Annotated in this window: 11 protein-coding genes; 9 read left to right on the forward strand and 2 right to left on the reverse strand. The window is 63.9% G+C overall.

Features of this window, described 5'->3' with window-relative positions:
- Positions 1-2 precede the first annotated feature (2 nt).
- The 4 genes from M622_RS34085 to M622_RS34100 are packed head-to-tail and all read left to right on the forward strand — an operon-like array spanning position 3 to position 4552.
- Positions 3-1181, forward strand: a complete 1179-nt coding sequence (locus M622_RS34085; protein WP_021250176.1) for a sulfotransferase family protein — start codon at positions 3-5, stop codon at positions 1179-1181.
- Entirely contained in the window at positions 1174-2625 is a 1452-nt protein-coding gene (locus tag M622_RS34090; protein ID WP_021250177.1) for a UBA domain-containing protein, read from the forward strand. The genes M622_RS34085 and M622_RS34090 overlap by 8 nt, the downstream gene beginning before the upstream one ends.
- A gap of 14 nt (positions 2626-2639) precedes the next feature.
- A complete protein-coding gene (locus tag M622_RS34095; RefSeq protein WP_021250178.1) occupies positions 2640-3491 on the forward strand; it encodes an SDR family NAD(P)-dependent oxidoreductase in 852 nt (283 codons plus the stop codon).
- Positions 3492-3514: 23 nt separating this feature from the next.
- Entirely contained in the window at positions 3515-4552 is a 1038-nt protein-coding gene (locus M622_RS34100) for a TIGR03617 family F420-dependent LLM class oxidoreductase (protein WP_021250179.1), read from the forward strand.
- Positions 4553-4565: 13 nt separating this feature from the next.
- On the opposite strand, the gene serA is transcribed toward M622_RS34100, so the two are convergent.
- The gene (gene serA, locus M622_RS34105; RefSeq protein ID WP_031347210.1) at positions 4566-5798 is read right to left on the reverse strand and encodes a phosphoglycerate dehydrogenase; all 1233 of its coding nucleotides are present in this window, start codon (positions 5796-5798) and stop codon (positions 4566-4568) included.
- Positions 5799-5872: 74 nt separating this feature from the next.
- On the reverse strand, positions 5873-6328 hold the full coding sequence (locus tag M622_RS34110; protein WP_021250181.1) for a ferritin-like domain-containing protein: 456 nt from the start codon (positions 6326-6328) through the stop codon (positions 5873-5875).
- A gap of 285 nt (positions 6329-6613) precedes the next feature.
- Here M622_RS34110 and M622_RS34115 point away from each other — a divergent pair, with 285 nt between their 5' ends.
- From M622_RS34115 to M622_RS34130, 5 genes are all read left to right on the forward strand, one after another.
- Positions 6614-7807, forward strand: a complete 1194-nt coding sequence (locus M622_RS34115; protein WP_021250182.1) for a thiolase family protein — start codon at positions 6614-6616, stop codon at positions 7805-7807.
- Between the two features lie 2 nt (positions 7808-7809).
- Positions 7810-8733, forward strand: coding sequence for an FAS1-like dehydratase domain-containing protein (locus M622_RS39425; protein WP_021250183.1), 924 nt, complete (start codon positions 7810-7812; stop codon positions 8731-8733).
- Positions 8734-8931: 198 nt separating this feature from the next.
- Positions 8932-9375, forward strand: coding sequence for a MaoC/PaaZ C-terminal domain-containing protein (locus M622_RS34120; RefSeq protein ID WP_021250184.1), 444 nt, complete (start codon positions 8932-8934; stop codon positions 9373-9375).
- Between the two features lie 17 nt (positions 9376-9392).
- Positions 9393-11042, forward strand: coding sequence for an AMP-binding protein (locus M622_RS34125; RefSeq protein ID WP_021250185.1), 1650 nt, complete (start codon positions 9393-9395; stop codon positions 11040-11042).
- Positions 11043-11045: 3 nt separating this feature from the next.
- Positions 11046-12215 (forward strand): acyl-CoA dehydrogenase family protein, encoded by a 1170-nt coding sequence (locus M622_RS34130; RefSeq protein WP_021250186.1) that lies wholly within the window; start codon positions 11046-11048, stop codon positions 12213-12215.
- Positions 12216-12230 lie beyond the last annotated feature (15 nt).

The raw sequence follows: 12230 nt of genomic DNA on the forward strand, positions 1-12230 counted from the left end.
TCGTGTTCTATTACTTCGACTTCAGCGTCTGGTTCAAGCTGCTGCGTCTGGTCAGCAAGGAAAAGAACGATCGCCAGCGCCGCGGGCTGTACAAGTTGCTGCTGCTGCACATCCCGCTGCGCGCGAGCGTCACCGCGCTATGCTTTTTTCTCGATGGCATCCTCTTCCCCGCACTGTGGCGCACCCAGGTGAAGACGCCGGTGTTCATCATCGGTCATGCGCGCAGCGGCACCACGCTGGCACACCGCCTGATGAGTGCGGACGAACGCTTCTCGACCTTCAAGTACTACGAGTTGCTGCTGCCCTCACTGCTGCAGAAAAAACTTGTGCATCTCGCGGCCTGGATCGACGCCAGGGTGCTCGGCGGGGTGCTCGAGCGCAAGCTGCAGGCCTGGGAGAAGCGCAAGTTCGGCCCGACGCAGCACATCCACAAGATGGGGCTGACGATCCCGGAAGAAGACGACCTGCTCTACTTCAACTCCTGCGCCTCCGGCTTCTGGCTCACCAAGCTGCCCTACATGAGCGAGCTCGATTTCTTCCACGTCGACCAGCGTTCCCCCGCCAGCCGGCGCCGCATGATGAAATTCTACAAGGAGTGCGTGCGCCGCCAGCTCTACATCAATGGCAGCGAGCGCATCCACCTGAGCAAGAACCCCACCTACTGTGGTCGCGTCGAGGCGCTGATCGAAACTTTCCCCGACGCCCGCTTCGTCGTCCTCTACCGTAACCCTTACGAGACCATCCCCAGCCTGCTCAAGCTGCTCAACGTGGGCTGGAAGCTGCAAGGCAACCTGTCCAGGGAGCGTGTGCGCGAGTCCAACGAAGTCATGACCGGGCTGTCCTACGAGACCTATCTCCACCCACGCGAAGTCCTCGCGCGTCACCCCGAAACTCCGCACGCAATCATCGACTACCGCCGCCTGACCACCGACCCCAAGGGCTGCATCGAAGACGTGTACCGCGACCTCGGCCTCGACATCACCCCGGCCTACGCCGCCTTCCTCGAGGCCGAAGCCGCACGCACGCGGCGCCACGAAACCGAGCATCGCTACAGCCTGGCCGAGTTCGGCCTGGATGATCAGGACATCCGCCGGCGACTCGCCCCCCTGTTCGAAGAGTTCCAGTGGGACGAGCACATTCCCGCCAAGCCAGAAGACGAGAAGGAAGCCACTCATGCATGACATCCCCCCCCAACACCAGCAGGCGCTGGAGACCGTCACCGCCCACCTCCAGCTCACCGATCCCGCCGCGCGCGATGCCGCAGCCATGCTGCGCAAGGCCTGGGACGGCATGCTCGAGCAGCTCGTCGACGCACGTAACGCGATCGACGATCCCAAGCTGTGGCCGCCGCCGGCCACGCCGCGCAACCTCGCCGAAGGTTATCGCTACGTGCTGGGCTTTCTCTACGGCTCGATCTCGCGCTGCCTCGGCCCGACGCCCGAGTTTCCCTATTTCGTGCGCGCCATCCAGCCGCTCAACCGATCGACCATCGACAACTGCGACGCGATCTACCTGATGGCGCCGATCGACGGCAACTACAGTTACACCATCCGCGGGCGCGCAGCCGACAGCAGCGCATGGCGTGGCGAAAAGGCCCCGGCCGGCGCGCGCAAGGCGCCCCACTACGTGATCTTCGAGACCCCCAGCGGCTACTCGGGCGAGAGCGGCAGCCTCAAGGAGATGAAGCCCGGTACGCGCATCAACTGCGCCGAACTCGACAGCACCGAGCTCAAGGTCGACGCCGACGGCCGCTTCGAGATCCTGCTCGCGCCGGAAAAGCCCGCCGGCTACGAAGGCAACTTCATGCTCACCCGCGCCAGCCGCACGCGCAAGCAAAAGGATGGCAGCAGCGTCACGCGCGAATACGTCAGCCAGCTGGTGATGCTGCGCGAGCTGTTCTCCGATTGGGAAAATGAAGACCTGCTCGAGCTCTTCATCTACCGCAATGATCTGCTCGGCAAGCCGATGCCGCCCTACACCGCTGAGCTCGCCGCGCATCAGATCGCCGAGATCGGCCGTTTCACCCGCAACCAGGTACATTTCTGGAACGAGTTCTACGCCGTCGTATGCGAGGTCTACGGCGACATGAACGGCGACGGCGAGCGCTTCATGCCGCGCAACGACTTCAACAAACCCAACGCCGCCTCGCTTGCCACCGCCGGCGGCATGGCGACCAACGTCTACTGCGGCGGCATGTTCGAGCTCGCCGCCGACGAGGCGCTGGTGATCGAAATGCATCAGCCGGTCGAGCCGGTGTACATCGGTTTCAGCCTGGGCAACATGTGGGGTGAATCGCTCGACTTCGCCAACTATCAGAGCAGCCTGGGCGGCCTGCAGGCGCAGCGCGACGCCGACAACGTATTCCGTCTCGTGATTGCGCACACCGATCCGGGCATCGCCAACTGGCTCGACACCACCGGCCAGCCCGAAGGCTACATGGCCATCCGCTGGGCCTACCCGTCCAAGCCGATGGACAAGCTGCCGTGGGCGACCGCAAAGAAAGTGGCGCTGGCCGAGGTCCGCCAGCACCTGCCCGCCGACACCCGTATGGTCACGCCCGAACAACGCCGACACGCGATCGCCATCCGCCAGGAACACGTCCAGCGGCGTTATCGCCAACACTGAGAGCCCACCCAGCCATGGCCAACACCCTCAACAACAAGGTCGCAATCATCACCGGCGGCAGTCGCGGCATCGGTGCGGCCATCGCCGAGCGCTTTGCCGCCGAAGGGGCGAAAGTGGTGCTCGTTGCCCGTACCCGCGCACCCGGCGGCAAGCTGCCCGGCTCACTCGACGAGACCGCTGCCCGCATCCGCGCCCAGGGCGGGAACTGCCACTGCGTGCAGGCCGATCTGGGCAGCGCAGGGGATCGCGAGCGCATCGTCACCGAAACGGTCGCCCATTACGGCGGCGTCGACATCCTGGTGAACAACGCCGCCTGGGCACGCTTCGCCCCGAGCTACGCCCAGCCCCCGGAGCGCGTCGAGCTGGCCTACGCAGTCAATGTTTTCGCCCCGCTTCATCTGTCGCAGCTGGTCATCCCGTTGATGAAGGCCTGCGGTGGGGGCTGGATCCTGAACCTGTCGAGCGTCACCAGCAAGCTGCCGCCGCCCGCACCTTACGACCCGAATGAGCGTGCCTACCGCTTCCACACCACGCACTCGCCCACCCTCTATGGCTCGACCAAGGCCGCACTCGAGCGCATGAGCGCCGGCCTGGCGATGGAACTCGCCGCCGACAACATCGCGGTCAACACCCTCGCACCGGTCGAGGCCGTCGCCAGCGCAGGCGCGCTCAAGAGCGGCTCGATCGACGATGTCGCGCACATGGAGCCGGTCGAGGCCATGGCCGAGGCCGCGCTGGCGCTATGCTCACGTGCGCAGAACACGTTGTCGGGCCGTATCTCCCTGAGCTTGCCGCTGCTGCGCGAGCTCGGCGTAAAGGTCATGAACCTCGATGGCGCCACCCCCCTGCCCGACTTCACTCTTTGAACCCCTCGCCACAGGGCACCCTCATGTTCGAAATATTCGCTTCCACCCCGGAAAACCTGAACCTGGCCGAGATCGGCCCCTTCGCCCAGCGCGTCGAAGCCATGGGCTACGACGGCCTGTTCGTGTCCGACGCCATCCACGACGGCCTGCTGCTCGCCTGCCAGGCCCTGTCTGCCACCACCCGGCTCAAGGTCGGCACCTCGGTGCTGGTGGTGTTTCCGCGCAGCCCGATGAACGTCGCCCTCGCCAGTTGGGATCTGCAGAAGATGTCCGGTGGTCGCTTCGAGCTCGGCATGGGCACGCAGATCAAGCAGAACATCGAGGAGCGCTACTCCGCGCGCTGGCTGCCGCCCGCCGCCGGCATGCGTGAATACATCGGCGCGCTGCGCGCCATCTTCCACACCTTTCGCAGCGGTGAGCGCCTCAACTATGAGGGCGAGCACTACAAGTTCACCCGTCTGCAGCCCTTCTTCAACCCCGGACCGATCGACGCCCCCGACGTGCCACTCATGCTGGGCGCGGTGGGTCCGAAGATGCTCGAACTGGTGGGGCAGACGGCGGACGGCATCCACACTCACCCCACCAACACCTCGGTGCGCTACCTGAAGGAAGTCATCCTGCCGCAGATCGCGGTGGGCGCGGCCAAGCGCGACCCCGGCCGCGCCAGACCGCTGATCTGCGCCAGCCAGTTCGTCGCCACCGGCCCGGACGACGCCACCGTCGCCAGCGAGCGCGAGCGCTTCCGCAACATGCTGGCCTTCCTCTTCTCCACCCCGGCGTACTGGGCCAGCCTGGAGCTGTTCGGCTGGCAGCAGGTAGGCGAAGACTTGCGGGCGCTGACCCGCGAAGGGCGCTGGAAGGACATGCCGGCGGTGTTCACCGACGAGGTGCTCGACACCTTTCTCGTCTGCGGGCGCTACGACGAACTGCCCGAACACCTGCTGTCGCGCTTTGGCGGCCTGGTCGACCGCATCACGCTGACCGTCCCCGAGGACCCGGCCAACGATGCGGGTGCCGCAGCCGCCATTGCGGCGATCCGCAAGCGCACAACAACAGGCTGAGTCGCTTTCAGGCTCAGTACAGAATCCGGCAACGAATCGTGCCCTCGATGCTGGCGATCTGGTCGAGGGCGACCTGGCTGGCATCGGTATCGACATCGATCACCACGTAACCGATGTCGCCGCTGGTTTGCAGGAACTGTGCCGCGATGTTGATGCCGGCCACCGAGAAGCGCTCATTGATTCGCGCCAGCACGCCGGGGACGTTCTTGTGGATGTGCAGCAGGCGAGACTTGCCGGCGTGTGCGGGCAGCGAAACCTCGGGGAAGTTGACCGCCGATGAGGTCGAGCCGTTGTTGCTGTAGCGCAGCAGCTTGACGGCGACCTCGGCCCCGATGCTGGCCTGCGCTTCCGCGGTCGAGCCGCCGATATGCGGCGTCAGGATGACATTGTCAAAGCGCGTGAGCGGCGACACGAAGGGGTCGTCATTGCCCTTGGGTTCGACCGGAAAAACATCGATCGCAGCCCCCAGCAGGTGCTTCGCATCGAGCGCCGCGACCAATGCGTCGATATCCACCACCGTGCCGCGCGCGGCATTGACCAGGTAGCTGCCCGGCCGCATCTGTGCCAGCTGTGCTGCGGCGATCATGTTATGCGTGGCCGGGGTCTCGGGCACGTGCAGGCTGACGACATCAGCAGCACCCAGCAAGGCCTCGAGACTCGCGACCGGGCGCGCATTGCCGAGCGCGAGCTTGGGCTCGATGTCGTAATAGAGCACGGACATGCCAAGGTGCTCGGCGAGCACGCCGATCTGCGTGCCGATATGTCCGTAGCCGACGATCCCCAGCGTCTTGCCGCGCGCCTCATAGGAATGCGCAGCGCTCTTTTCCCAGCCGCCGCGGTGCTGCACGGCGTTCTTGTGCGGAATGCCGCGCAGCAACATGATGATTTCGCCCAGCACAAGCTCCGCGACGCTGCGCGTATTTGAGAAGGGCGCGTTGAAAACGGGTATGCCTAGCCGCGCCGCTGCCGCCAGATCGACCTGGTTGGTGCCGATGCAAAAGCAGCCGATGGCGACCAGCTTGGGCGCGCGCTCCAGCACCTCGGCGCTCAGACGCGTGCGCGAACGCAGCCCGACGAAATGCGCATTGCCGATGGCCGCAATCAAATCGTCACCTACCAGCGCCTGCGCATGCGTTTCCACCTGCTCATAGCCGTCGCGCTTCAATACCTCGACAGCGGAAGGATGAATGCCTTCGAGCAGCAGGAACTTCAATCTGGCTTTGTCGTGCGACAGTCTTGATGACATATGACTCTTTCTCTCCCGGCAATTTCGGGCACCGGCTGTCGCCGGCGCAATGACGTTGATCGCTGCGTTCAAGGCTAGGGCTTGAACGGCTCGGTTTCACCCGGTTTGCGCAGCATCTTGTTGACTTCATCAAGGTGCATCTCTTCCTGGGAGATCATCTCGCGGGCATATTCCTCAAGCAGCACCGACTCGCCCTCGACGATCTTCAGCAGCGCGTAATAGGCATCAAGCGCCGCTTTCTCATGGGCGTAGCTTCCCCGCAAGATGTCGCCGATGTCGTGCTTCGTCGTGTCCAGCAGGGGGCCGATTTTCAGCGACGGATGACCACCCAGCAGCGTCACCAACTCGCCTGCCTTGTGTGCATGGAGGAGACTTTCGTCGGCATTGCCCTTGAGCCAGGACACGATGGGAATACGGTTGTAACCGAAGACCATCAGGGAATAGTGCGTGTACTTCACCACGCCGGCCAGCTCGAACTCCATGATGAGGTTGAGCGCATCAATCGCGGCCTTTGTTTTTGCGTTTTCCATAGCGGACTCCGATGGGGTTGGTTCGGGGAACAGAGGAACGACGAAGCTGAGCGAACGAAAAAGAGACAGGTCACCCTCTTCGAGGCCGCCTGCCGCTTGTCGTTCCCCTGTCTGCCACGGTAGTCCGGAATCCGGCCCTCGACAAGCTGCGCCCTGATCATCAGATTAATGAATGGCCTCATCAGAGAGCTATTGGCCACTCATGTCCTTGTCCTCGCCCCTTGCGCTGCGCATCATCGTTGATACCGGATGCCGCACCGCATCCATCCAACAGCGAGGTAAGCAATGGGACTCCGAGGAAACGCCGCGATCGCGGGCTATGTCGAGCTCAAGCCGGAAAAGAAACCCCAGGGTGCGCCCTTGTTCAGCATTGAGCAGTGGGCAATGCTGGCACAACAGGCGCTGCGGGATGCCGGCATTGAAAAGCATGAAGTGGATGGAATCGTCACCTCATCCATCGCCGAATCGGCCATGTTCGCGCCCGCGACGCTGGCCGAATACCTTGGGCTGGAACTCAACCTCGCCGAGCACATCGACCTCGGCGGAGCCAGCGCCGCAGGCGCCATCTGGCGCGCTGCCGCGGCCATCGAGTTAGGCGTCGCCGAGGTGGTGGTGTGTGCCTTCCCGGCAGGGCCCATGCCCATGCCGGTCGAGCTCAAGCCCCACCCCTTTCCCTTCGGCGCCTCGAGTAACGAATACGGCTCGCCGCAGGCCCAGTTCGACATCCCCTACGGCAACCTGGCCCAGAACTGCGGCTACGCCCAGATCGCCAACCTCTACGGCGCCCGCTACGGCTACGACCCGCGCGCCCTGGCCAAGATCGCGGCGGACCAGCGCGCCAGCGCTTGCGCCAATCCGGACGCCATCTTCTACGGCCAGCCCATCACCATCGACGATGTGCTCAACAGCCCGATGATCGCCGACCCGATCCATCTGCTGGAGATCGTCATGCCGGTGGCCGGCGGCGCGGCGGTGGTGGTGACCAGCAAGGAACGCGCGGCGCGCGCCAAGCATCGCCCGGTGCGCATCACCGGCTTCGGCGAACGCCTGGCCTTCAAGACCCCGACCTATGCCGCCGACCTGCTGAACACGCCGATCGCCGCCGCCGCGAGCCGGGCCTTCGCAATGGCCGGCATCAGCCATGCCGATATCGACATGGTGTCGATCTACGACTGCTACACCATCACCGTGCTCATGACCCTGGAGGACGCCGGCTTCTGCCCGAAGGGCAAGGCGGCAGAGTTCATTCATTCCCACGACCTCAGCTACCGCGGCGACTTCCCCTGCAACCCCCATGGCGGCCAGCTCTCCTTCGGCCAGACCGGCATGGCGGGCGGCATGCATCACGTCATCGACGGCGCCCGCCAGATCATGGGCCGCGCCGGTGGCAATCAGGTGCGCGATTGCAACCGGGCTTTCATCAGCGGCAACGGCGGCATCATGAGCGAGCAGGTTGTACTGATCCTGGAGGGCGCATAGCCATGAAAAAACCATATCCTGTCCCCACTCCCGACAGCCGTCCGTTCTGGAATGGCCTGGCCGAGCAGAAAATCCTGCTCAAGCACTGCCGCGACTGCGACTGCGTATTCCACTACCCGCGCGTCACCTGCCCCAATTGCCTGTCCTCGGATCTCGACTGGAAGCAGGCTTCCGGGCAGGGCACGCTCTACACCTACACGATTTCACGCCGCCCCACCCATCCGCTGTTCGCAGACGAGGTGCCCCAGTTCATGGCGGTGGTCGAGCTCGAGGAAGGCCCCCGCATCACCAGCACGCTGCTCAACGTGCCCGAAGACAAGATCCAGATCGGGATGGCATTGACGCCGGTTTTCGAGCACAACGAGAAAGAAAAGATCACCTTGCTGCGCTTCCAGCCGGCCGACACCGCCCTGCGCGGAGCCGCGCCGTCCGCAGCGGAAGACAAGCCGGCAAGCGCCAGCCAGTTGACGCCAGAGGTGCTGGCCTACATCGGCCGGGTGAGCGACAAGGTCAGCGGCTACCCGGTCTCTGCCGAGGAAATCCGTCGCTTCTGCTACGCCACCGACGACCACAATCCGCGCTACCTGAGCGGCGAAGACATTGTCGCGCCGCCGATGTTCGTCTCCATCCCCTTCGATTGGGAGGTGCCGATGGACAGCCTGCCCGAGGACGGCACGCCGCAGCAGAACGACGGCCTCGTGTTTCCGCCGCTGAAGGCAAAACGCAAGCTCTTCGGCGGCTATCAGGTCGAGTATTTCCAGGAAATACGGCCGGGTGACGTCCTCACCCGCCAGCGCAAGTTCCTCGACATCTACGAGCGCAGCGGCGCGAGCGGCAGTTCGGTCTTCATGCTGATCGAGGCCACCTATACCAACCAGCGCGGCGAGAAGGTCGCGGTTGATATCAACACCATCATCAACCGCTGATGGCCCGCCTGTTACGGCGCAAGTCATGACAAATCACGTGAGGAATTGCGCGCAAGGCGGGCCGGATCAGTCGCCGCCCGCGCGCGACGGAACATCGGAGGGGCGAGACTCTTGCCGCCTCTCCGGCCTGTCGGCGCAGCTCCTTGTCGAAGCATTTCATCTTTGATTCCGGCTTGGCCGGCTTAAAGGATACGCAAAATGAATGAAGCGCAAAGCCGCTACTTTGAAGACGTCTGCGAAGGCATGGAATTGGCGCCGCTGACCAAGACCGTCACCACCACGCAGATGTTCCTGTACAGCGCCATCACCCGCAATCCCCATCGCATCCACTACGACGAGAAGTTCGCCCACAGCGAGGGCTTGCCGACCGTTCTGGTCCAGGGCCCCTTGCAGGGCGCCCAACTCTCGGCTTATGTCAGCGACTGGATGGGCGCGGGCGGATTCCTGAAGAAATTCACCTACTCCAACCGCGGTATGGCGCTCGCCGGCCAGTCCCTGACGCTACGGGGCAAGGTGGTGAAGAAGTACGAACTTGAGGGTCGCCCCGCCGTGGACCTGGAAGTCTGGGAAGAAAATGCGACAGGTGACCTGCTGGTGCCCGCCACCGCCACGGTATTCCTGCCCTCGCGTTCCACCAACTGAACAAAGGAGTTCGGGACATGGAAACCGTTGCAGACATTTTTCGCTCGCGCAGCCAGGACAGCCTGCCGGCCCTTTATTTCGAGGATCGTTGCTGGTCCGGCGCAGAACTGGTGGCGGAATGCGCGGCTCGTGCCAACTATCTGCTGGCCCAGCGCCGTCCCGGTCCCTTCCATGTCGGCCTGCTGCTGGACAACATCCCGGACTATGCCTTCTGGGTTGGGGCCTGCGCCCTCGCCGGTGCCACCTTCGTCGCGCTCAACTCGACCCGCAAGGGGGCGGATCTGGCGCGGGACATCAGCCACACCGAATGCCAGTTCCTGATCACCGAATCCTGCCATCAGGGGCAAGTGCCGCAGGAGACGATCGAGACACTCGGCAGCGGCTTCCAGGTGGTGGACGACCCCGCCCACAAGGACATCCTCGCCAGCGCGAACAAGCAACCCCTGCCCGCCGTCTCGCCCGCTGACATCGCCTGTCTGATCTTCACCTCGGGCACGGGCGGATCGCCCAAGGCGGTGATCTACTCAAACGCCCGCGTGGTGCGTAACAGCTTGATGCTGGTGCAAGCCCAGAACCTGACTGCACGCGACGTCTCCTATGTGCCGATGCCCCTGTTTCACTCCACGGGCCTGATCATGGGGCTGCTGGCGCTGCTGGCCGCGGGCGGAGCGGCAGTACTGCGCCGAAAGTTCTCCGTATCCAACTTTCTTCCCGACGTGCGCAAGTTCAATGTCTCGGTCTTTTGCTACGTGGGCAAGCCGCTGGCTTACATCCTCTCCACCGAGGAAAAACCCGACGATCGCGACAACACCCTGCGCCTGGTGTGCGGCAGCGAAGCCACCGAGGTGGACATCGCCCGCTTCACCCGCCGCTTTGGCTGCATGCCGGTGGACCACTATGGTTCATCCGAAGGCTGCATCACCATTTTGCGCACCGAGGGCACGCCCGCGGGCTCGCTTGGGGTTGGCGTCTCGGATCAGATCCGCGTCATGAACCCGGCCACCGGAGAGGAATGCCCGCGAGCCCGCTTCGACAGCCATGGCCGCCTGGAAAACGGCAACGAGGCGATCGGCGAATTGGTCAATCTCGCAGGGGAAACACTCTTCGAAGGCTACTGGAACAATCCAGCAGGGCGAGAGCAGCGCATCCGCAATGGCGCCTACTGGAGCGGCGACCTGGCCTACCGCGACGCCAAAGGCTTCTTCTACTTCGCCGGCCGCGACACCGAGTGGCTGCGGGTGGATGGAGAGAACCTCTCGGTCGTGCAGATCGAGCAGGTGCTGGCAAGACACCCCCAGATAGCGATCGCATCGGTCTACGGGGTCCCCGACCCCCTCGTCGGCGACCGGGTGATGGCGGCGCTGGAGATCCTGCCCGGCAGCACGCTGGACCTGGAGGAGTTCAAGTCCTTCCTGGAAGCGCAGGAGGACTTCGGCAGCAAATGGATGCCCACCTTCATCAGGATCAGCCGCAGGCTGCCCACCACCCACACCAACAAGGTGCTGAAGCGGAATCTGAAGCAGGAAGCCTGGGAGTCTGACGATCCGGTCTGGTGGCTGCCACCCCGTGAGGAACACTACCGCCCCTTCAGCGCGGATGATGCCAAGGCATTACGCGAGCTTTTCACCAGCAGGGGCCGCGACCACTTGCTGACGCATGGAGACTGAACCATGGATTTCCGTTATTCCGCCGAGCAGGAACAGTTTCGCCAGCAGATACGCCAGTTTCTGGACGACAACGTAAGCGACGCCCTGCGCGAGGAGATCGCGGTATCGGGTCACTCCCCCGGTCCCCTTGCCACGGAATTCCTCAAGCTTCTGGGGAAACAGGGCTGGCTGGGAATCGGCTGGCCCAAGGAGCACGGTGGCCAGGGCCGGTCGATGATCGAGCAATCGATCTTCTATCACGAGCTGGATCTGCAGGACATCCACTACGGCAACCTCACCATCACCTCCCTGGCCCTGACCCTGATCAAGCTGGCCTCGGAAGAGCAGAAGCAGCAGTACCTGCCCCACATCCTGAGCGGCGACCTGGAAATCTGCCTGGGCTATACGGAGCCCAACGCCGGCTCGGACCTGGCCAGCCTGAGCACGCGCGCGGTGCGCGATGGCGACGAATATGTCATCACCGGCCAAAAGGTGTACACCACCGGTGCCCACTACGCCAGCCACATCTGGCTGCTGGCCCGCACCGATCCGACGGCGCCCCGTCACAAGGGCCTGTCGGTCTTCATCTTCCCGCTGGCGACTCCCGGCGTGACGGTGCGGCCCATCTACACCATGGAAGGCATCCGCACCAACGAGGTCTTCCTCGATGAGGTGCGGGTTCCCGCCAGCGCCATGATCGGTGCCCCCAACAGCGGCTTCTACACCATTGCCGTGGCGCTGGATTTCGAGCGCGTCTTCATGGGCAAGTACACCAAGATCCGGCGCAACTTCGACGCCTTGCTGGCATGTTGCAAGGAGACGGATGATGCGGGTCAGGCACGGTACGACGACCCCGTGATCCAGGACCGCCTGGTCCGCCTGCATATCGACATCGAACGCCTGCGTCTGCTGTGCACCAAGACCGCGTGGATGATAGACCGCGGCAAGGTGCCCAACGCCGAGGCCTCGGCACAGAAGATTCTGGCCTCCGAACTGGAGCAAAGGCTCGCCGACGAAGGCATACAGATACTCGGCCCGCGTGCGCTGCTCGAATATGGCTCCCCCCACGTGCCCATGCAGGGCTACCTGGCCCAGTCCTGGTTGCTGGCGCCGATGATGAAGTTCGGTGGGGGCACCAACGAAATCCAGCGGGATATCGTCGCCCAGCGCGGGCTGGGCCTGCCCCGAGGCTAACTCTTTAAGCGGACG

The organism is Thauera terpenica 58Eu (genome assembly GCF_000443165.1).
Classification (GTDB): domain Bacteria; phylum Pseudomonadota; class Gammaproteobacteria; order Burkholderiales; family Rhodocyclaceae; genus Thauera; species Thauera terpenica.

Coding starts and splice junctions, on each gene's coding strand:
- M622_RS34090 (WP_021250177.1), top strand. CDS start 1,174: ATGCATGACATCCCCCCCCAACACCAGCAGGCGCTGGAGACCGTCACC.
- M622_RS34095 (WP_021250178.1), top strand. CDS start 2,640: ATGGCCAACACCCTCAACAACAAGGTCGCAATCATCACCGGCGGCAGT.
- M622_RS34100 (WP_021250179.1), top strand. CDS start 3,515: ATGTTCGAAATATTCGCTTCCACCCCGGAAAACCTGAACCTGGCCGAG.
- serA (WP_031347210.1), bottom strand. CDS start 5,798: ATGTCATCAAGACTGTCGCACGACAAAGCCAGATTGAAGTTCCTGCTG.
- M622_RS34110 (WP_021250181.1), bottom strand. CDS start 6,328: ATGGAAAACGCAAAAACAAAGGCCGCGATTGATGCGCTCAACCTCATC.
- M622_RS34115 (WP_021250182.1), top strand. CDS start 6,614: ATGGGACTCCGAGGAAACGCCGCGATCGCGGGCTATGTCGAGCTCAAG.
- M622_RS39425 (WP_021250183.1), top strand. CDS start 7,810: ATGAAAAAACCATATCCTGTCCCCACTCCCGACAGCCGTCCGTTCTGG.
- M622_RS34120 (WP_021250184.1), top strand. CDS start 8,932: ATGAATGAAGCGCAAAGCCGCTACTTTGAAGACGTCTGCGAAGGCATG.
- M622_RS34125 (WP_021250185.1), top strand. CDS start 9,393: ATGGAAACCGTTGCAGACATTTTTCGCTCGCGCAGCCAGGACAGCCTG.
- M622_RS34130 (WP_021250186.1), top strand. CDS start 11,046: ATGGATTTCCGTTATTCCGCCGAGCAGGAACAGTTTCGCCAGCAGATA.